Here is a 21,174-nt window from a genome sequence, read left to right as displayed (position 1 = left end):
AGAATTGAGGACACCCGCGCTCATGGCCACCGTTGCCACGACCGTCGACGTTGTACTGGTCCATCCCGAGGACAATGTCTGCGTCGCCGCCCGGGACTTGGACCTGGGGTCCGAAGTCACGGCGGGCCGCACGACGGTTTCGCTTTCTGGCCAGGTGCGCATGGGGCACAAGATCGCGCTGGCATCGATTCCCAAGGGACAGCGTGTGACCCGCTATGGTCAGACGATTGGATTTGCCACGGTCGCGATCGACGCGGGAGATTGGGTTCACACGCACAATATGACGGCCGGCGAATTCAGCCGCGACTATCAGTACGCCACCGAGGTTCCGGCCGACCCACGGCCGATCGAGGGGCGCACCTTCCAGGGCTACCGCCGGGCCGATGGCCGCGTCGGCACGCGTAACTACCTGGCAGTGATCTCGACGGTGAATTGCTCGGCCTCGGTGAGCAAGTACATCGCCCAGCGTTTCGATCGCGAGTTGTTGGCCCGTTACCCAAACGTCGACGGTATTTTACCGCTGACGCACAAAGGGGGCTGCGGCCTGCAATATGGCGGCGAAGATCACGATCAGCTCAATCGCGTGCTGGCCGGGTTCGCCAAGCATCCCAACATTGGCGGTTACCTGTTGATCGGCTTGGGCTGCGAGACAGGCGCCATGTCGTACCTGGTCGAAAACGGCGGGTTGGTGCAACTGGGGGCACAGCCGCGCAAGCTGCCGCCGATTTTCAATTTGCAGGATTGCGGCGGCACGACCAAAACGCTGGAAGCGGCGCAGAACCAGATCGCCAAGATGCTTCCGCAGGTGAATGACGTCCGCCGCGAGGCGATACCTGCCAGCGAGATCATCCTCGGGCTGAACTGCGGCGGGTCGGATGGCAATTCCGGCATCACGGCCAATCCGGCCCTGGGCGTGGCCAGCGACATGCTGGTGGCGGCGGGAGGGACGTCGATCCTGACCGAGACGCCCGAGATCTATGGCGCCGAACACCTACTTACACGGCGAGCCCGCACCCGCGCGATCGGCGAAAAGCTGATCGAGCGCATTCACTGGTGGGAGCGTTACACCGGGGCATTCGGTGCGAAGTTGGACAACAACCCCTCGCCCGGCAACAAGGATGGCGGCCTGACCACGATCTACGAAAAATCGCTAGGCGCCGCGGCCAAAGGGGGCACGGCTCCGCTGTCGGGTGTGTTCCTGTACGGCGAGCCGATCACGGCCCGTGGCTTTGTCTTTATGGACTCGCCCGGCTACGACCCGGCCAGCGTCACCGGCCTGGTAGCCAGTGGCGCAAACGTCGTCTGCTTCACTACAGGGCGCGGAAGCTGCTACGGTTGCAAGCCAACGCCTTCGATCAAGATCGCCACCAACACGCCCATGTACGAACGGATGATCGACGACATGGATATCGACGCCGGGCGGGTCCTCACCGGCACGCCGGTCGAAGAAGTCGGCCGCGAAATCTTCGAGTTCATTCTGGAAGTCGCCAGCGGCCGCAAGACCAAGAGCGAACAACATGGCATCGGCGAAGAAGAATTCGTGCCCTGGAGCATTGGGCCGACCCTGTGAGGCGCAATGCCGAACGATGAATGCTGCCTGACGAACGGCGGGGCGAGGCGACTATGCAATTCGGCCTGCGAGCCCTCTGGATTGTGATGACGATGTGCGGCATCGAGGCGGGGCTCGTGGCGGCCACCTTGAAAAACCCCGTCGCCGCGGTGCCAGCCGTAATGCTGGCGTACTACATTGTCGCGATGCCACTCGCGTGCTTGTTCAACTGGCTACGTAGTTCGCGGACGATATCGCTGGACGAGTCCTTCGCCCTATCGACGGTCGGCATTGTCTACGCGGTCACGTGGCTGGCGGTATGCTTGCTCGCGATTGCTATTCTGAGTGCCGCCATTGCTTGGATTTATTTCCTCACGCCGGCGCACTGAACGACGCGCGAGGGCGAACCGTGCAACGGGAGAAATGTTCAACATGGCGAATCGGTCGATCCGGGGGCTCGGTGAGATCGCACTCCGCGTCACAGACCTCGACGCCATGCAGCGGTTCTACCAGGATGTGATCGGCCTCGCGCTGCTCAAGCGTTTCGACAAAGCGGCCTTCTTCAAGATCGCCGATGGTTACGGCGGGCATGCGCAGGTGCTGGCGCTGTTCGATCGCGCTGGGGAACCCGGCTACGCGGGCCTGAGTCCGGCCGCGACGACCATCGATCACCTGGCATTTGAAATCGACCGGGCGGATTTCGACGCCGAACTTGACCGGCTGCAGGGCCTGGGGGTGGCCGTGGAAACCGCCGAACATGCCTGGGTACATTGGCGCAGCCTGTACGTGCGCGACCCGGAAGGTAACCAGGTCGAACTGGTCTGCTACGATGAGACGGTTCGGTAGCCGACAGGAGCCCGGGTGAACGGCGAACTGCAATTCTCGTTGCGCACGCTATTTGTATGCGTGGCCATCTGCGCCGTGGCGGTGCTGTTCTGGCGGGGCACCGCGTTCGTCGTGCTGTTCCTGACGATTACCAGCCCACTCTCGGTCGCGTGCTGGAGCATGGCCGAACTGACGGAGCGGCTGGCGCAAGCAGGCCGGCCGATTTGCAGTTTCACTTGCTTTTGCGTGGCCATCGCCGCCGCGTCGGCACTGTTTTTGATAAGCATCTTTGCACTGACAGGCGCGCTAGTCATGGTGAGCTTGGGGCTTTCTTAGGCCGCGCTGTCCACTGCATGCTGGTTGATCCATGAACGCTCGGACCGTCATCGCCACGCGTGTGATTGGGTGGATGCTCGCCCTGGGTGCGGTAGGCGCGGTGGCGATCGGCTACGACTCGCTGCCCGAGATGCTCCCCGTGACGCGCTGGACCAACGCGCCCAAGAGCATGTACATCGCGCTGAGGGTGCCGGTAATCAACGTCCTGACGATGGGATTGGTCGAACTGGTGTCGCCAGGCATTCGTAGGGCCACGGACATTAAGACCGGCAATGCCATCGAAGCAACACTACGATTGACCGTTGCCGCCAAATCGTGCCTCGAAGCGATCGGCATCCTGCTGTTGCCCGCGTCGAATTCTTGGAGCCTGGCGCCGCTCGCCGCGGTGCTGGTGATCGGCCTGGGCACGGCCGCGCTTCTTGGCCGTCGACTGCTCGTTGGCCAGCGCTGGCAAAAGATGCAGATGACACGTCCGGAATCCGCCGGAGCGTTGGCAGTCGTGCTCGGCATGCTCGCCCTCAACCTGCCGCTTGCGTTTCGGTAAGGTAAACCACGAGCCGACTTCCCACTCAACAAATCTGCTCAGGGTCCGCCGCGCACAGACGTCAGCCGATCGCACCCCCTTGGTTCAATCAGCTCGGGCACGCTCGTCATAACGGACCATTATCTAGGCGTTACCCGGGCCGTTTGACCCCTCGCCGCGGTTCTGTTAATTTTTTTGGCTTACGCCCGCCCGCCGCCGAGACCACTTTCCGGCCGCGAATCCCTCCAACCCCTTTGGGCAAAAAGGATAGGTAACAGAGTCTATGGCGCACGAAGTGACATTGATCACCGGAGACGGCACCGGTCCCGAGTTGGCTGCCGCGGCCCAGAAGTGTGTGGACGCTACCGGCGTAAAAATCAACTGGGACGAGCAAGAGGCCGGCGTCGACATCATGGAGAAGGCGGGCACGCCACTCCCCGAGGCGGTGATGACCAGCGTCCGCCGCACCAAGTGCGCGCTCAAGGCCCCCATCACCACGCCCGTGGGCACGGGGTTCCGCAGCATCAACGTTCACTTGCGGCAAGCCCTGGGGCTGTTTGCCTGCATCCGCCCCTGCAAGCACTATCGCGGCGTGCGCAGCTATTTCAGCGAGGTGCCCGTCGATCTTGTCATCGTCCGGGAGAATACGGAGAGCCTGTACGCCGGCATCGAATTCGAAAAGGGCAAGCCCGAGACCGCCGAGCTGATCAACTTCATCAATGGCCATTCCGAGCGGAAGGTAAAGACCGGCATCGACGAGACCGGCATCACGATCAAGTCCATCAGCGTGTCGGCCACAGAGAAAATCGTCCACTGCGCGTTCGACTACGCCCGCCGCAACAGCCGACAGCGCGTCACCTGCGTTCACAAGGCGAACATTCTCAAGTTCACCGACGGCTTGTTCCTGGAAGTGTCGCGGAACGTGGCCAAGCAATACCCCGAAATCGAATTCGAAGACCGCATCGTCGATAACATGTGCATGCAACTGGTACAAAAGCCCGAGTTGTACGACGTGCTGGTGCTGCCGAATCTGTACGGCGACGTGGTGAGCGATCTGGCCGCGGGTTTGGTCGGCGGGCTGGGCGTGGCCCCAGGCGCCAACATCGGGCCCGAAGGCGCCGTGTTCGAAGCCACTCACGGCAGCGCGCCCAAGTACAAGGGACAGAACAAGGTCAACCCGACGGCATTGATCCTGTCGGGCATGTTGATGTTGCGCTACTTGGGCGAGCTCGATGCCGCCGATCGCCTGGAGACGGCCGTGGCCGATGTGATCGCCGAAGGCAAGTATGTGACCTACGACCTGAAGCCAAATCGCGACGATCCGACCGCTGTCGGCACGCGCGAAATGGCCCAGGCTATCTGCGATAAGTTGGCAGAATAGCCCCTGGCGGCCGAAGGCCGAAACACGAATGCGCAAATCAGGACGGGGGATCCAGGTACGACTCTCGGCCCATTTTGTCGATTAGCGCTTTTCGTCCTGGCGGCTCCGGCTTTTTTGCGACATTCGAGGATTCGACATTCGACATTCCTCCGCCGCCCATTTCCGCGCTTTGGTCAGCGGCCAACGCCGGGGACTGACCGCAGCGCTCGCACGGCTGGCGCTGCGCCTCGTTGAGATGCCCTACACGCTGGCCGTTAGCTGGCGTAATTACGGCTACGATCATGGGCATCTGACCGTCTCGCGGGCCGAGGTGCCGGTGATCAGCGTTGGCAACCTGACGCTTGGCGGCACCGGCAAGACGCCCCTGGTTGCTTGGATTGCTCGCTGGCTGCGGGCACGCGATCTACGCGTAACGTTGATCAGCCGCGGTTACGGCGCCGAGGAGGGAGCCCGCAACGACGAGGCGCTGGAATTGGAGCAGAAACTTCCTGACGTTCCGCATTTGCAAAATCCCGACCGTGTCGCGGCGGCTCACACCGCGGTCGAGGAATTCGAGTGCCAAGTGATTTTGTTGGACGATGGGTTTCAGCATCGCCGCATGGGCCGTGATCTCGATATCGTGCTGATCGATGCCGTCGAGCCGTTTGGATTTGGGCATGTGTTTCCTCGCGGCATGCTGCGTGAGCCAGTTTCTTCACTGGCCCGCGCCCGAGTAATTGCCTTGTCGCGGGCCGACATGGTTGCTCCGCAAGAACGTGTGCGTCTCCGCGCCGTGGCACAGCGATACAACCCGGGGGCCGCCTACATCGAAATGCGCCATGCGCCGCAGCAGCTGCTATCGGCCTCGCGGCGGTCCGCGCCACTCGAGTCGCTGCGGAGTCAACCGGTCGTGGCGTTTTGCGGGATCGGCAACCCGGCCGGCTTTCGCCACACACTGACGGAATGCGGCTACGCGGTGTTGGAATTGCGCGAGTTCCCTGATCACCACGCCTACACGGCTGAGGATATCGGCGCCTTGGCCCGCTTGGCGGGCGAGCGAAAGGCCGCGGCGCTTGTGTGTACGCACAAGGACCTGGTCAAGGTGGCCGTCGACGAGGTTGCCGGCGTGCCACTGTGGGCCGTGGAAATCGGGCTGGAGATTCTCAGCGGGCAAGCGTCGCTCGAAGCGTGCCTGGCGGCAGTCGTGCCGCCGTCGGCGGGAAAGCAAAACGCTCCCTGCTAGCAGCCCTGTCCGGGTTGGCATTCGGTATTGTCGCTGCCGGACAGCACCGCTATCTTTAGCCGCCCGTCTTGGCGGACGCTGCCAACGTAGTAGTGCCGCGCCCGGACACTGGCTCAGTTACACAGGCCGCCCCCATGAACTTGGGCATCTTTCTACCCAACTGGATCGGCGATGTGGTGATGGCCACGCCGACGCTCAGAGCCTTGCGCGCTCACTACGGATCGCAAGCAAGGATCGTGGGCATCATGCGCCCGTACGTGTCCGAAGTGCTGGTCGGCACGCCGTGGCTGGATGATCGATTGTTCTTCGATCCCCGCTCCAAGAACCGCGAGCTGAATGGCTGGCGATTTGCACGACGCCTGCGACGCGAGCGCTTTGACGCGGTGATCCTTTTGACGAACTCGTTGCGAACCGGCTTTTGGGCATGGACCAGTGGTGCCCGGCAGCGCGTGGGTTATGCACGGGACGTGCGCTCGGCATTTCTGACACACAAGTTGTATGCGCCGCGTGCCGGGGGCGAGTACGTACCGCAACCAACGCTGGATGCTTACCTGCAAATTGCCTATGCCTTGGGCTGTCCGAAAGAATCGCCGCGGATGGAGCTGGCCACGACCGAGGCCGACGAGCAAGCCGCGGAAAAAGTTTGGCAGACGCTCGACATTCCCACCGACAAGCCGGTCGTGCTGCTGAATTCGGGAGCCGCCTTTGGCGCCTCGAAGCTGTGGCCCACCGAGTATTTCGCCGCGTTGGCGCGCCGGATCGCGGTCGATTGGGGGCACACGGTGCTTGCCATCTGCGGTCCGCGCGAGCGCGACATCGTCCGCCAGATTACGACCATGGCGGATCACCCGAATGTTCTGAGCCTGGCCGACACTCGGCTGGGGGATGACTATCCGCTACCGATCGGGCTGAGCAAAGCCTGCGTGCGCCGCGCAACGATCATGGTCACGACCGACAGTGGCCCTCGACATTTTGCGCCGGCTTTCGGCGTGCCCGTCATTACGCTATTTGGGCCGACGCATATTTCGCTCAGCGAGACGCATTTCGCGAAGGCCGTGCATTTGCAGCACAAAGTGCCCTGCGGACCCTGCATGCAGCAGGTTTGCCCGCTCGGGCATCACCAGTGCATGCGCGATCTGACGGTGGACGACGTGTACCGCGCGGTGCAATCGCAGCTCGAGGCGATCGAGCGCGCCAGTAACGTCGAACCATCGGCAGACGAACCGTGGACGGACGACTCCGACCATACTTACGGTCCACTTGTAATCCCCACCTGGTCGCCCAAATCTGGCGCGCAGACGGCACTGGCCGCGCGGCCAACGGTACGCCCTGCTGCGCCACTGCCGCACATGGTACCGATGCAGACCAGCGGAGCGCCGACTGCTTTGGCTCCTGCAGCGGGCCCCAGCCAGGTGCCGCGTCCCTCGCCCGGCGAACCGCAATTGTGGATCAACGCGCATTACCGAGAGTCGCTGGCCGAGGCGGGAATCGATAGTTTCGCTGCCTTGATGGCGACCACTCAGGGCCGGCTGATGCGGGCGCTTCCCGACCGAGAAAACTGGCGGCTGCAATTGCACACCGCGCAGGCGCAGCCAGGGGGCGCGTTTCTCAAGAAGCACCATGTGCGCAGTTTTGGTAACTGGATACGAGCACGCGTGCCGCATTCCATCCCCCTGACCCCCGGCCGCATCGAGGCGGAAAACGTCGCCCGGCTGGCCGAAGCGGGCATTCCGGCCATGACCGTGATCGCCTTCGGCGAGCAGCTGCGTCGCGACGGCCTGCTGGAATCGTTCGTACTTACTGAAGAACTGGCGGGCTATGCGCAGTTGGATCATTACATGCGCGGCCGATTCACTGCCACCAACAATGCGGCCGCCGCCGGCCAACATCGGGATCGGGATTTCGACCGTCTGCTGACGGCCGTGGCTGGCGTTGCTGGCCGGTTCCACCGGCAGGGCTACAACCATCGTGATCTTTATTGCTGCCATTTTTTCATTCGTGAGCCGCAGGCAGGCGCGTTTGACGTGCGGCTCATCGATTTGCAACGCGTTCAGCATCGCAAACATCTGCGCGGTCGATGGATCGTTAAAGACCTCGCGCAACTGGCTTACTCGGCTCCGCGCGATTTTGTCAGCCGTAGCCGCAAATTGGCGTTTTTCAAAGTCTATCTGGGGGTTGCCAAGCTCCGCCCCCAAGACAAACGGTTGCTGCGCAGCGTGCTGCGGAAGCAATGGTTCATGGAACTAAAACTGGGACAGCAACCATGAGAGTCGGACTGGTCATTCGTCAATTCAACCCGCAACGCGGCGGCGCCGAACGCTGGACCTGCGAATTGGCCGAGCGCGCGATCGCCGCCGGCTATGAAGTACACGTGGTGGCGCAGAGCTTTGGGCCAGCCGCAAGAGCCTTGCCCGTGGTGCCGCATGTGGTACCGCGAACGCACTCTCCGTATGCGTTCGCAACGGCTATTGATGAGACCCTGCGCGAGCTGGATTTGGACCTGGTACATGACATGGGGTTTGGCTGGAATTTCGATATTCTGCAGCCGCACTTTGGCGCCGCCCGGGCGCAGTTCGACCGCAAGCTGCTATCGATGCCCCCCTGGAAGCGCACAGTGCGGCGCGTTGCACAGTCTCTGTCGCTACGAGCACACCAGAGCGAGCGACTTCACTGGCGCCAATACGCGGATCATCGCCGCTGGGTAATCGCCGTGTCCAAGCTGGTGGCCCGCGATTTGGAGCGCACGCTCGGCTGGCCGATGGAACGGACGCGATTGATCTACAACGGCGTCGATTTGCAACGGTTTGCTCCGGCGAACCGGGAGCTGCACCGTGATGCGGTGCGGAAACGACTGAAAATCCGCCCGGAGGAGCTGCTGGTGCTGTTTGTCGCCCACAATGCGACGCTGAAGGGCTTGCCGACCTTGATTCGCGCCGTCGGCCAATTGCGTCAGGCAAACAAGCCGGTACGACTGGTCACGATCGGCGGAGACGACGCCCGCAAGTACGCCAGGGCGGCTCGCGATCAAGGCGCCGAAGATGCGATCGCGTGTCTGGGAGCGATCGAGGATACGGCGCCGTTTTATGCGGCCGCTGACGTGTTTGCGCTACCGACCTGGTACGACTCGTGCAGCCTGGTGGTGCTGGAAGCGTTGGCCAGCGGCGTGCCGGTGATTACATCGAGCCATAACGGCGCAAGCGAATTGCTCACCGAAGGACGCGACGGATTCGTGATCGACGATCCAGGCGACTGGCAGCAATTGGCCGCGCATTTAACGACCTTGCTCGATCCGACGACGCGACAGCAGATGGGAATGGCCGCACGGCACCTGGCAGAGCGGCAGCCGGTGGAGGCCAACTATCGCCAGGTGATGGCACTTTGGCAACAGATCGCCGGCCGGATGCGCCGCGCCGCATAACGTCCGCGTTGCTTGAGATCCGAGACGCGAAAATCGCGCGATGATGGTTAGCGCCGCGCAAGTAATGCGCCACCGGAAATGCCCCAGCCCACAGAACGTGGGACCGGTAGAGTCTCGGATTGGGGTGCCAGATTAGCGCACGGCGATCGAGTTGATCACGTCGATTTCACGACCGGAGACGGCGCGAACGATCTCTTGCGCCATCTGCTTGTGATAGTAACTCGACACGCGGCCGCGCAGGACGAGCGCTTCTTCACCTTCTTCGACGGTCAGATCGCGAAGGTCGAAGATCGGACTCTCGGAAAGCGCGGATTGCGCCAGTGGCAGCACTTCACTGAGTGCACGTTGTGTTGTGGCCAAAAGGTTCCCTCCCACGAAATTACATTCCTTCGAATAACCATCAACCACTCGATCCCGAGTGGAGCAACGGCTCTGCAAGCGCACTGTACGTGCCGACCGAAGACATCGAGATGCACTCCGCCCCAGCTAAGTATCGCCGGGCAAAACGGGGCAAACGTGTGCTTGCCCAGGGCGGCCGAGCAACTCTCGAACACAGCTAATTTAGGGGCGTAGTATACAATCTGTCAACACCCTGAGGGGGTGATATTTGCCGCTCCTCTTCCTTCCTAACGTTCTGCTAACTGCCAGCTTACGTTTCGGACATGGAGATCGGAACCGGTCTCCAACCGCTGCTGGCGAGACAGTCGAAATCGACATCGAAATCGGCATTGCCGATGGATCGCAATTGCCGTAAAGCTATGCCGTTCGGTCGCCTGGTAGTCGTTACGGAGGCCCTCGTTTATGCGTCTGTTTATGTGTTGCCGCTCGATCGGTTGCTGTGCTCTCGGGTGTCTTTTGGTGATGGCGGCGGGACAGGCCCGCGGCCAAGAGGCCGTGGCCGTGTCGCTCACAGAGCCGGTGGCTGATGATTTTGTGCCGGGCGATTCGTACACCATCGACGTCCAGTGCCAGGGCGTCGCCAAACGTGTGCGGGGCGACTTCGTCAAGGCCACGGATCGCTGGATCGTGCTACGAAAGGTCTCCGAAGGGCGCGGCGATGCACGCGGGTTGGCCGGTTCTCGGCAGTCTCAACGCGCCGAGAAGGGACGCCAAACAGAGATATTCTGGATCCCACGCGAGATTGCAACGATCACCGATTGGTCTCATGCCAAAAGCCCGCAGCCGACGACCGAGGTCGACGATGAATCTCCCCCACTCAACACCATGTGCCGCGTCGTGGCAGCCGAAGAGGACAAGGCCGTGGCCGTGCGCGGCAGCCTGACGAAAATCACCGACGACTCGATCATCCTGTCCGACGAGCAACTCGTTTACGAAAAGCGTGAAGTGCCGGTGCTGGGCGGCTTGCCACTGATCGGTGCCGCCTTTGGCAAAGTAAGCGCGGCCAAAGAAAATGTTCGCAGTGACATCCCCCGCGAGTCGGTCTTGTGCATTCATATCGTGCTGCCGAACAGTGACGAACCCACGGGTGATGAAGCACAGGCCACTGTGAAACCGCCGGTTACAACCGCGGCCAGCCCGTCGAGCCGGCGCAAGATGACACGCTGAAGCGCGTCATGCACGACAGTGTCGCTTGGATGGGCATGGAAAGTCGCTCTCGGTCCTATCCACGTTTCGCCAAGGGGAACTGGGCAGTCGCAACGATTGAGTCCCGAATTCCGACGGGCCCTGCCCGCCGCACAACAACCACGCTGGCGTTATTCCATCAGCATGGCCATAATCTGGCGATGCCCTGCTGTCGCGAGTCGCTCGTAAGTTGGGTTGGCGCCGCCCGAGGGGGGCGGCCATCGCAGAGGCGCCACTCAGCCGGGCTTGGCCGATGGAAACAATTCTCAATCTGATCGACCGATATCGCGGCGCCGTTTGGCTGGTGATGCTGGCCGCCATGGCAGCCTCGGTCTTTCTGCTCACCAAGCTGGAAATCCTCGACTCGCCCGAGCGTTGGATGCCGCGCCCCACGGTCGAGTCGTGGAAGGTTTTCGACAGCCATTTTGACGTTGGCGACACGGTCGCCGTGGGGCTGCACTTCAGCCGCCCGATCACCGAAGAAGATCTGCCGCGATTGGCTCACCTGCGCAAGGAATTCGCCGCCATCCCTGGCGTGAAGCAGGTATACGACACGTCGCTGGTGGCGGATCAGATCGAGGGCGTCCCGCTGATGACGCTCTTGGACCCGGCAAACCACGAGCGTTTCAGCCTGTATGCCGGAGCATTATGGGACAATCCCCCGCCCGACGATCCCACGCGAACATTGGTCGGCGTCTGCGAATTGGAATTTCATCCAGGCAAAGAAACCGACGATGTGCTGAACGAGCGACGGCGCTCGGTCGTCGATTCAGTCCAAAAAATCGTGGCTCACGAACGCACCGATGGTGCGTGGGGCCAGGGCGTGGAATTTCACGTGGCCAGTTCCATCGTGATGATGATGGAGCTTGAGAAACGTGCCCGACAGGTGGCGTTTACGTTTTTGCCCGCGTCGATCGCAGTGGGAATGCTGAGTCTGTATTTCAGTTTTCGCACCTGGCGCACCTTGGCCGTGGCGGTGCTCGGGAGCGCCTTGGCGATCTTACTGGTGCTGGGCTGGCTGGGCGCTGGGGGCGGGACGCTGGGCGTGGTGACCGTGGCGACGCCGGCCTTGATTTCAATCATCGGCGTAGCATCGACGATGCACTTCGGCGAATACGCGGCCGAGCATGGCAGCACCGGCAACGGGCGCGAGCGCAAGCAACTGGTCAGTTGGGTTGCCGTGCCCTGCCTGGGCGCCGCGGCAACAACGGCGATCGGCTTTTTGATGCTCGTGTTTAACGATCTGGCGCCGGTACGCGACCTGGGCGTGCAATTATTTATAGGGTCGCTATTGGCGTTTTTTGGTGTTTTTCTGGTTTCGCAAATCATTCCCATCCGCAACGCCTCGGGCGGAGTCGTGCTGACGCAGGATCGTTTTCGCCGTTACGCGACCGCCGTGACCCGTCGGCCGGTGCTGACCAGCCTGGGTCTGTTAGGCGTGACGTTATTACTCTTTTTCTGCGCATGGCCGCGGCCGGCCGATTACCCGATCGGGCTTTACGTGGATGCCGACCCATTTTCGTTCTTCAACAAAGAGCAGCCGATCGCCAGGGCGCTCGACCTGTTCTCGAAGCGCGAGTTCGGCGTCTATCAGCTAGACGTGGTGCTGGTGCCGAAGGAATTCGCGGCGCCGCCAAAGGCGGGGCGTGCCGCCGACCCAGTGTACGAGGCCAATCGTAAAGAGGCCCGCGCGTATAGCGACCTGATCCTCGCGCGACGCGACCTGGGGGTGATGCGGGTCGTCTCAACCGATGCTTTTCACCAGCGCCAACAGGCATTTCAGCAGCAGTTGGAGAAGGTCCGCCGAGAAGAAGGCCTGACCGCCTATCTGGCCAAGCTGGGGCGCGTGACTTCGCAGTCGTCGATCTTCTCCAACACATTCCAAAGCTGGAATCACGACAAACAGGGAAAAGGGGCGCTGCGACTGACGTTTCTGGCCCATGAGGAAGGGGCCGAAGGCTTTGCCCCGCTGCTGCGATTTACCCGCGACAATTTGCCGCACGATCGCTTCGACTGCTACCTGTGCGGGTCAATTGCCCAGGTCGTACAACTGGGCGAAGGGTTAAGCGGCGGCATCCTGTGGGGGCTAGGATCGAGCGTCATCATCATCGCAGTGGTGTGCGCATTTTTGTTCCGTTCGTTGAAATTCACGTTGTTGGCGCTGCCGCCGAACCTGTTTCCCGTGCTGGCCCTGTATGGCGTCATGGGACTGTTCAAAATACCAATCAGCTCCGGCTCGGCGATGGTGGCCACGATTGCACTAGGTATCGCGGTGAACGACACCATGCACTTTGTGTTGCACTACCAGCGGCTAACGCGCGAGCGCGGCATGGCCACGCGCCCCGGAATCGTGCAGACGATCGCCGACCTGGGACGGCCGATCGTGTTGACCTCGGTCGTACACATTGCAGGCTTCACCGTGTTTTTGCTGACCGACTTTCAGCCGCTGTTTCACTTTGGCCTGCTGTCGAGCGCGGCCATGACCGCGGCCATGCTGGGCGACCTGTTCATGCTGCCGAACCTGCTGATACTTTTCGATCAGCGCCCGGCGAGCGCCCCCGAGACCAGCGTGCCCGAAGCCCACATTGGCCACGCCCCTAAGGCGACCTTGCCGGTGACGTAACGAAGGACGCGGCTGAGATCCGGCCCACTCTAACGCCGTGCCGCCTCGACCTCGCTCAAACACGCATCCAGAATGGCGACGGCCTGTTCCATTTCCTCGTTGGTAATGGTCAAAGGAGGCGTGAGCGTGATGATGTTTCCCATGGTGAGCTTAAAGCTCAGCCCCTTGGCCAAGGCGCGATACATCACCTCTTCGGCCTCGGCGGTGGCCCGCTGCCGGGTTTGACGGTCGGTCACCAACTCGACTCCTAGCAAGAGCCCCAGTCCTCGCACGTCGCCGATCAGCGGGTGCCGCGCTTGTAACGCGCGCAGCGCCGCCAAGGTCTTCGCGCCAACTGTGCGGGCATGTTCGACCAGTTGGTGTTCTTCGATGTAGTTGATCGTAGCCAAGGCGGCTGCACATGAGACGGGGCTCTTCTCGTGTGTGTAATGTCCCAGGGCACGATCGGCCGCGATATCTAACCCCGGTCGTGCGATCATGGCCGCCAGGGGCATCACGCCGCCGCCCAAGCCTTTGCCGATGACGAGGATATCGGGCGTGACATCAAAATGTTCGCAGGTAAACATCCGGCCAGTGCGCCCCAGGCCGTGGCAGATCTCGTCGAAGATCAACAGCGTTCCGTGCCGATCGCATGCTTTACGGACGGCCTGCCAATACTCGGGGGGCGGAATGTAGGGAGTGCTACGGACGGGCTCGGCGATAATGGCCGCCACGTCGCGTTCGTGTTCGAGCACGTATTCCAGGTACGCGGCGCATTTCAGATCGCAGCCGCCGCGCGACGAGCAATCCCACAGGCAGCGATAGGCGTCGGCCGGCGGCACATGCTCGCAACCTGGCAGTAATGGCCCCACGCCCGCGCGGAACACGGCCTCACCCCCAACGCTGATTGCGTCCAGCGAAGCGCCATGAAAGGCGTCCCACATGGAAATGAACTTGTGTCGGCCCGTAGCGATCCGGGCCAGCTTCATGGCCATGCCGATGGCGCTCGTACCGCCCGGACAGAGCAGAACTTTTCCCAGATCCCCCGGCGTAATTTCAACCAGTTTGCGCGCCAGGTCGACTGCCACGCGATTGGTATATCGCCGGGTGCAAAACGGCAGCTCGTCGAGTTGCGATTTGATGGCGTCAATGACCTGGGAATTGCCGAACCCGACTTGGTGGACATTGTTGCCGTGGAAATCCATGTAGCGCCGCCCGGCAAGGTCCTCTAGCCAGATGCCGCCGCAGGAGCGCAGCGCGTTGAGACAGGGAGTCGACAGCGACTGGTGCAAGAAATAGCGAGCGTCGTCGGCCAGCAGCTCACGCGTTTCGGCATCGAGCGACTCTGCCTGCCAGGCGGCACGCAGCGCCGAAATGTTCGTGTCTCCTTCCGACTTTTCGGCGGAAAGATCGTTATCAGCGGGCCGATTCAAATTCGCGTCTCCTACGAGCATTCGTGTCGAAGGCTGCTCCGTCTTGTCGCGGCCGCAGGCCAAGCCCAATCGTCGTTTGCCACAGAGGGCGCTGTCAAGCAGCGCGGCATTGGCGTCGACGATCCAAGGCCGCTATGATTCGGCGGCATGAACCGGCAGCAGCAACTTTTCCGTTGGCAATTGATAACCTTCGCCACGCTGTGGGTAGGGTATGCGGGCTATTACGTCTGCCGGTCGAATTTGTCGGTGGCGGGTCCATCGTTGCAGGCTGAACTGGCCGGGCAGCCTGTCAGCGCGACTGAGGAATGGATTAACCAGGCGCGCGACGGATTTTCGCACCGGCTGGGCGGCGCGATCACCTATGCCCAACGGCTGGTGGGGCTGGGCGACGACAAGCCGGCTACCGTGGCGCCGCAGAAGCCGCGCGAAGAATCCTCGGGCAAGCGCCGCTTTGGCCTGATCGCCAGCGTCAGCATTTTGTGGTACGCGTTGGGAAAGTTCACCAGCGGCATGGTCTGCGACTTTGTCGGCGGCCGGCGGATGTTCTTATTCGGCATGCTCGCCTCGGTGGTTTGCACTGTTTTATTCGGCCTGGCAACCGGCTTTGCCGCCATGCTGGCCGTGTGGAGCGTGAATCGCCTGGTGCAGTCGATGGGTTGGAGCGCGCTGGTGAAAGTGGCCTCGCGCTGGTTTCCGGCGGCGCGCCACGGCAGCATCTTCGGCGTGCTCACATTGAGCTATCTGTTTGGCGATGCCATCGCACGGCTGGGTCTGGGGGCACTGCTGTACCTGGGGTTGGGATGGCGCGGTCTGTTTTTCGCGGCCGCCGGCCTTTTGGCAGCCATCTCACTGGTCAGCATGTTCACGCTCAAGTCGAGCCCTGCAGACGTCGGCGCTTACGAGCCCGACGCCAATCCCGAGAACGTCTACGGTCCGCAAGGAAACGCGCCCCGGCCTGCCGATCTGTTCGATCTGTTGTGGCCGTTGGCCAGTAGTTTTTCGTTCTGGCTGGTGTGCGTCATCAGCTTTGGACTGACCATGGTTCGCGAGACATTCAACACCTGGAATCCGATCTACCTGAAAGAAGCGGTCGGCCTGACCGATTCGGGCGCAGCCACGGCAAGCGCTCTGTTCCCGCTCGTTGGCGGACTGTCGACGATCGCGGCCGGACTGGCGACCGATCGTCTGACACGCGGCCGGCGCGGCATGGTAATGTTGCCGTTTCTCGGGCTGCTTGTGGCGGCGCTCTACGGGCTGGCCCAGCGCGAGCCGGGTGAAGGCGTTGTTGTGCCGCTCTTGCTGACTAGTTTGGTTTCCTTCGCGCTGCTGGGGCCGTACTCTTTTTTGACCGGAGTCATTTCACTAGATTTCGGTGGCAAGCGGGGCAGCTCGACCGCCGCCGGCCTGGCGGACACCGCCGGGTACCTGGGCGGGATCATCTCGGGCTATGGCGTGGGGGCCATCGCCGACGAGCACGGTTGGTCGGCCGCCTTTGCAACGCTGGGGGCGGTCGCCGTCGCTACGCTCGTGGCCGCGGTGTTGTACTGGTATATGCACGACGTGCGGCGGCGCCACCGCGTCTTGGACGCCACGGTTTGAACAACTGTGGTTTGAAAAAATCGCCGCGACACGACACAATGCCCCGATGACACTCACCCACAATGCTATGAATCCTCTCACGGTGCGGCTCGTCATCTTCGACTGGGCGGGCACGACGGTTGATCATGGTTGCTTCGCCCCGGTGGCACCCTTTGTCGACGCGCTTGCGCACTTCGGCGTGCAAGTCACACTGGCCGAAGCGCGCGAGCCGATGGGCGTCGGCAAACGGGACCATCTGCGAGCGATTCTTGCCATGCCGCGCGTAGCCGAGCTGTGGCGAACCGTACATGGCCACCCTTGGACCGAGGCGGACGTCGATCGGGTTTATCAGGATCAATTCATTCCGCGCCAATTGGAATCTGTCCGCGAGCATTGCCAATTGATACCGGGCGTGCTGAAAAGCGTGGCCTGGCTGCGCGAGCACGGGATCAAGGTCGGCACGACGACCGGCTACTTTGCCGAGGCCGCCGAGCGCGCCTGGCAAGCCGGTGCCGCCCAGGGATATGTGCCCGACCATAACGTGGCCCCCAATGAAGTGCCCGCAGGCCGGCCGGCGCCGTGGATGATCTATCGCAACATGGAAGCGCTGGGCATTTATCCCCCGGCGACCGTCTTGAAAATTGGCGACACCGTGCCCGACATCGAAGAAGGCCTGGCGGCCGGCGTGTGGAGCGTGGGGGTCACGCACACCGGTAGCGATGTTGGTTGCACGGTCAGTGAATTCGCCGCACTCGCGCCGCTTGAGCGCAACGCGCGCGTCGATCGCGCCCGCCACAAGTTAGTTTCCGCAGGCGCGCACCTGGTCGAGGACTCGGTGGCCGACGTACCGAAAATCATCACTTACATCAACGGCTGGCTCGCCGACGGCGAGCGGCCGCAAAAATAACTCGGCGCGAACGCAATGTTTGCTCGCTCGCGCTAGACAGGGTGCCAGGCATGGATGACGACGTTCCTTACCTACTGCTGACGCCCGGCCCGCTGACCACCAGCCGCACGGTCAAAGAGGCCATGCTGCGCGACGTGTCGACCTGGGACCGCGACTATAACGACATCGTCCAGGACGTGCGGGCTCGGCTGGTGAGGTTGGCGACGGCGAGTAACGAATACACCGCCGTGCTAATGCAGGGAAGTGGCACGTTCGCCGTCGAGGCCGCTCTCGGTTCTGTCATTCCGCGCGCTGGCAAGCTGCTGGTGGCCAACAATGGGGCCTATGGGCTGCGCATGGCGCAGATTGCGGCCCGGCTGGCGATCGACCATGTGACAGTCACTCAGCCCGAGATCGAACCGACCGACACGCGACGGATCGACGAACTACTCTCGGCCGATCCGGCGATCACGCACGTGGCCCTGGTCCATTGCGAAACGACGACCGGCATGGTCAACCCAATCGCCGAGGTGGGACGCATTGTGCGACGTCATGGCCGGGTCTTGGTGCTGGACGCCATGAGCACCTTTGGCGGGATGCCGCTGGATGCGGACGAAATCGGGGCCGACTACGTGATTTCTTCTGCCAATAAGTGCGTGCAGGGAGTGCCGGGCTTTGGGTTTGTCGTCGCCCGTCGCAACCAGCTGGCCAGCTCCGAGGGTTGGGCCCGCTCGCTGAGCCTGGACCTGTTCGATCAATGGCGCGAGATGGAGACCAAAGGGGGAAAATGGCGCTACACGTCTCCCACACATGTGCTCCTGGCACTACATCAGGCTCTCGCCGAGCTCGATGCCGAAGGGGGCGTGGCTGCGCGTCATCAACGTTACGCCGAGAACCATCGCGTGCTGGTGGCAGGCCTTACCAAGTTGGGGTTCCGTCTGCTTTTGGACGAGAAGCATCGTTCGCCAATCATTACCTCGTTTCTTTATCCGCGCGATGAGCGGTTTACTTTTGACGTCCTTTACGAGGCGTTGAAGCGGCGTGGCTTCGTCATCTACCCCGGCAAGGTAAGTCACGCTGACACGTTTCGCGTGGGGACGATTGGCCATGTCTTTCCGGAAGATTTTCGCCGGCTGGTCACATGTTTCGGCGAGGTTATCCAAGAGTTGGGTTGGAAAATTTAGCATCTCACCGCAATGGGGAATTGCTGCCGTGCATGCCCACGCTGCGCGTGGGCATGGCACCCGTCTCGCACGATGAAGATGTAACACCTGATTACGTCGCACGCCGCAATGGAGTCACGCAGATGGAGCTACGCGGACAGCGAGCGATCGTCCTGGGCCTGGGGAGGCATGGTGGTGGCGTAGCGGCCGCGCGATGGCTGGCGGGCGAGGGGGCGATCGTCACCGTTTTGGATCGGGCCGAGGCCGCGGAGCTGGCCGACTCGATCGCGGCGTTGGCCGATGTTGATATCGCGGATTGGCGTCTCGGCCGGGATGCAGAGCGCGATAGCGATCTGACAACGATCGATCATGCTGATCTCGTCGTGGTTAATCCGGCAGTACGCCCTGGCCATCCGCTGGTGTCGCGTGCGGTCGCTCGCGGGGTGCGGATCACCAGCGAGTTGGAGTTATTCCTCGAACGCTGCCCAGGCCACGTGATCGGAGTGACAGGGTCGAATGGAAAGTCGACCACGGCGGCCATGATCGCCGCAATGTTGCGAGCCGACAGCCGATCGACATTCGTGGGAGGCAATATCGGCCACAGCCTGCTCGGCGACTTGGACACAATGACTTCCGATTCGTGGGTGGTGCTCGAAATCAGCAGCTTTCAATTGGCCTGGCTGTCGCGCGAATGCCGTCTGCCTGGTATCGCGGTGCTGACGAACTTCACGGCCAATCATCTCGATTGGCATGGCACGGTGGCCCACTATGCTGCGGCCAAGCAGCGGTTATTTGCCGAGCTGGGGACGAACGGCGTGGCGGTGGCCGACCTGAATACGTTGGGACCGGAATGGAACTCGATTCTGCCTGAGAAAGTTGTGGCGCCTGTTGCAGACGGGCAATTGCCGGCGTTGCGCGTGCCGGGCGTGCACAATCGATCCAACGCCGCGCTGGCCGCGGCCACGGCGTTGGCGGCCGGCTGTTCGCCCGCAGGCGTCGAAGCAGCGCTGCGTGAATACGAAGGTCTGCCCCACCGCTTGGAATTGGTCGCGATGGTTGCCGGCCGTGAGTTCTACAACGATTCGATGGCCACCACGCCGGAATCGACGATTGCCGCCATGAGAACCTTTTCGGGCCGCTGCTGGCTATTGATCGGCGGATATGACAAGGGGATCGACATGTCCGAACTACTGTCGGCGATACCGCGTCATGCCCGCGGCGTAGCTTTTTATGGAGCCAGCAGTTCGCGACTACACGAGCAATGGATCGCCATGAGCCGGTCTGACTGCCCAAGCACTCGCTGCGAAACTCTCGACGCGGGCTTCGACTGGTGTTGGCGACAATCGCAGAGCGGAGAAGCGATCCTCTTGTCGCCCGCTTGTGCCAGTTACGATCAGTTTGTCGATTATCGCGCGCGCGGCGAACGATTTCGCGAGCTGGTGCGCACGCTGGACTCGTGCGCTGCATCGCGCTCGACTGTGCAACAGCACACGCACGGGCGCTGAAGGCCGCGCGGCACATCGCCGCGCGCTCGCGCAGTCGGTCAACTCTCTTGCGTCTTGTCAAGGCATTGGCTACAGTGTCGGTATGTCGTGACGAGTGCATGCGCGCTCTTCACGACATGACCTCGAGGTTCGACGGCTGTGAGATTTCCTCGTGGGAAATCGGAGCGGCGCTGGGAGTCGTTACCTCGAGGTTTTTTCATGCGCAGTCACTTCGCAGCGGCTCGCGTCGCCCGAACTCATGGGCCGAGATCGTCAGTGTCACAGCGGCCAACAGCCCACGCAAAAAGCCTGCAAATCGGGTACTGGTTCACTCTGAGCGTCAGCGTTTTTTTGCAGGCATGGTATGATACGAGCATGAGCGACAATCCCACCGCCGACGACCGAAGATTAGTCATCCCGGAAAGCATTGCGCACGATCTGAAAGCAATCGAGTTGGTGTCGGCATGGGCTCATTCTGACAAAGTAAGCGTCATGACGCGGACCGGGACGGGTTTGGACGAGAATCCGAATATCTGGGGGGAAATCATAGTTGCGATTGCAGGGAACATTGCGATCTCGCTGAGGGAAGCCACTGGTGCGGACCCCGCGCATACGCTGCGAATCATCAAGGAATCAATCGATCGCGCCTGGAAATCGGAACTCCACGGTGACGTGAAGCATTATCGTCCCACAAACCCGACGGAGGGAACCGCCACCGGAAATCGGTAGTGGGTCAGGCCGAAGTCAGTTTCCGCCGCGTTTTCCGGGGGCATTCAATGATAGCAGCCTACCGTGTCGTCCACGGTATTCCCGCTGCGAGCAATGCCAACTTCGATTCCCTGCTTCTAAACTCCAAGGACGCGCGAGCAGCAGGTGGCATTCGTTTCATTTCTCTCCGGCTGTTCGATGAATTTGGCAATCGCGCCGAACAGCGAACCACGAGTTACGATTTGGAGGGAAACGAAGTTGCCGAACTACATCGAATGCCGGATGGAACGATTATTGAAAACCCACGCATCTAGCCACGCGGGGGAAAATGAGGTTATTCCTGCTCTGTAGAAATCCTCTTCCGCCAGCTTAATCCGCTAGCTGGCGAGACTTCGTAGCAGGAGGTGATGACCACTACGAAGTTACCGCGTCGCGTGTTGCAGTATAGCTATCTCGTCGGGCTTCTGACGCTGCGCTTGCAC

19 protein-coding genes are annotated in these 21,174 nt (G+C 61.8%); 17 read left to right on the top strand and 2 right to left on the bottom strand.

Annotated elements, in window-relative coordinates; genetic code table 11:
* The 9 genes from VGG64_08220 to VGG64_08180 all read left to right on the top strand — a co-directional run.
* Positions 1-1,570, top strand: a 1,570-nt coding sequence (locus VGG64_08220; GenBank protein ID HEY1599571.1) for an altronate dehydratase family protein, incomplete at its 5' end; no start/stop codon positions are given.
* Positions 1,571-1,590: 20 nt separating this feature from the next.
* Positions 1,591-1,938 (top strand): hypothetical protein, encoded by a 348-nt coding sequence (locus tag VGG64_08215; protein ID HEY1599570.1) that lies wholly within the window; start codon positions 1,591-1,593, stop codon positions 1,936-1,938.
* Positions 1,939-1,981: 43 nt separating this feature from the next.
* A complete protein-coding gene (locus tag VGG64_08210) occupies positions 1,982-2,395 on the top strand; it encodes a VOC family protein (protein HEY1599569.1) in 414 nt (137 codons plus the stop codon).
* Between the two features lie 15 nt (positions 2,396-2,410).
* Positions 2,411-2,710: a hypothetical protein gene (locus VGG64_08205; GenBank protein HEY1599568.1), complete on the top strand. Its 300-nt coding sequence runs from the start codon at positions 2,411-2,413 to the stop codon at positions 2,708-2,710.
* Between the two features lie 31 nt (positions 2,711-2,741).
* Complete coding sequence (locus VGG64_08200) at positions 2,742-3,254, top strand: hypothetical protein (GenBank protein ID HEY1599567.1); 513 nt, start codon at positions 2,742-2,744, stop codon at positions 3,252-3,254.
* 262 nt (positions 3,255-3,516) lie between these two features.
* Entirely contained in the window at positions 3,517-4,614 is a 1,098-nt protein-coding gene (locus VGG64_08195; protein HEY1599566.1) for an isocitrate/isopropylmalate dehydrogenase family protein, read from the top strand.
* A 169-nt stretch (positions 4,615-4,783) separates the two neighbouring features.
* Entirely contained in the window at positions 4,784-5,836 is a 1,053-nt protein-coding gene (gene lpxK, locus VGG64_08190; protein ID HEY1599565.1) for a tetraacyldisaccharide 4'-kinase, read from the top strand.
* Between the two features lie 134 nt (positions 5,837-5,970).
* Positions 5,971-8,103, top strand: a complete 2,133-nt coding sequence (waaF, locus tag VGG64_08185; protein ID HEY1599564.1) for a lipopolysaccharide heptosyltransferase II — start codon at positions 5,971-5,973, stop codon at positions 8,101-8,103.
* Positions 8,100-9,254, top strand: coding sequence for a glycosyltransferase family 4 protein (locus VGG64_08180; GenBank protein ID HEY1599563.1), 1,155 nt, complete (start codon positions 8,100-8,102; stop codon positions 9,252-9,254). The genes waaF and VGG64_08180 overlap by 4 nt, the downstream gene beginning before the upstream one ends.
* A gap of 132 nt (positions 9,255-9,386) precedes the next feature.
* Here VGG64_08180 and VGG64_08175 read toward each other — a convergent pair whose 3' ends face one another.
* Positions 9,387-9,614 carry a BON domain-containing protein gene (locus tag VGG64_08175; GenBank protein ID HEY1599562.1) on the bottom strand — a complete coding sequence of 76 codons (228 nt, stop codon included), beginning with the start codon at positions 9,612-9,614 and terminating at the stop codon, positions 9,387-9,389.
* Positions 9,615-10,055: 441 nt separating this feature from the next.
* On the opposite strand from VGG64_08175, the gene VGG64_08170 reads away from it, so the two are divergent.
* A complete protein-coding gene (locus VGG64_08170; protein ID HEY1599561.1) occupies positions 10,056-10,820 on the top strand; it encodes a hypothetical protein in 765 nt (254 codons plus the stop codon).
* Between the two features lie 271 nt (positions 10,821-11,091).
* Positions 11,092-13,461 carry an MMPL family transporter gene (locus VGG64_08165; GenBank protein HEY1599560.1) on the top strand — a complete coding sequence of 790 codons (2,370 nt, stop codon included), beginning with the start codon at positions 11,092-11,094 and terminating at the stop codon, positions 13,459-13,461.
* 29 nt (positions 13,462-13,490) lie between these two features.
* Here the strand turns inward: VGG64_08165 and VGG64_08160 are convergent, their stop codons facing one another.
* Positions 13,491-14,873: an aspartate aminotransferase family protein gene (locus VGG64_08160; GenBank protein ID HEY1599559.1), complete on the bottom strand. Its 1,383-nt coding sequence runs from the start codon at positions 14,871-14,873 to the stop codon at positions 13,491-13,493.
* A 147-nt stretch (positions 14,874-15,020) separates the two neighbouring features.
* On the opposite strand from VGG64_08160, the gene VGG64_08155 reads away from it, so the two are divergent.
* From VGG64_08155 to VGG64_08130, 6 genes are all read left to right on the top strand, one after another.
* Positions 15,021-16,472 carry an MFS transporter gene (locus VGG64_08155; GenBank protein ID HEY1599558.1) on the top strand — a complete coding sequence of 484 codons (1,452 nt, stop codon included), beginning with the start codon at positions 15,021-15,023 and terminating at the stop codon, positions 16,470-16,472.
* A 46-nt stretch (positions 16,473-16,518) separates the two neighbouring features.
* Complete coding sequence (gene phnX / locus VGG64_08150; protein ID HEY1599557.1) at positions 16,519-17,358, top strand: phosphonoacetaldehyde hydrolase; 840 nt, start codon at positions 16,519-16,521, stop codon at positions 17,356-17,358.
* A 50-nt stretch (positions 17,359-17,408) separates the two neighbouring features.
* On the top strand, positions 17,409-18,521 hold the full coding sequence (phnW, locus tag VGG64_08145) for a 2-aminoethylphosphonate--pyruvate transaminase (protein HEY1599556.1): 1,113 nt from the start codon (positions 17,409-17,411) through the stop codon (positions 18,519-18,521).
* Positions 18,522-18,553: 32 nt separating this feature from the next.
* Entirely contained in the window at positions 18,554-20,005 is a 1,452-nt protein-coding gene (gene murD, locus VGG64_08140; protein ID HEY1599555.1) for a UDP-N-acetylmuramoyl-L-alanine--D-glutamate ligase, read from the top strand.
* A 354-nt stretch (positions 20,006-20,359) separates the two neighbouring features.
* Positions 20,360-20,713, top strand: a complete 354-nt coding sequence (locus VGG64_08135) for a DUF5076 domain-containing protein (protein ID HEY1599554.1) — start codon at positions 20,360-20,362, stop codon at positions 20,711-20,713.
* Positions 20,713-21,006, top strand: coding sequence for a hypothetical protein (locus tag VGG64_08130; GenBank protein ID HEY1599553.1), 294 nt, complete (start codon positions 20,713-20,715; stop codon positions 21,004-21,006). The genes VGG64_08135 and VGG64_08130 overlap by 1 nt, the downstream gene beginning before the upstream one ends.
* The last annotated feature ends 168 nt before the right edge of the window (positions 21,007-21,174 follow it).

The sequence above is a fragment of the Pirellulales bacterium genome (assembly GCA_036490175.1).
In the GTDB taxonomy this organism is placed as follows: Bacteria; Planctomycetota; Planctomycetia; order Pirellulales; family JACPPG01; genus JACPPG01.
This window is presented reverse-complemented; position numbering and strand designations above follow the sequence as displayed.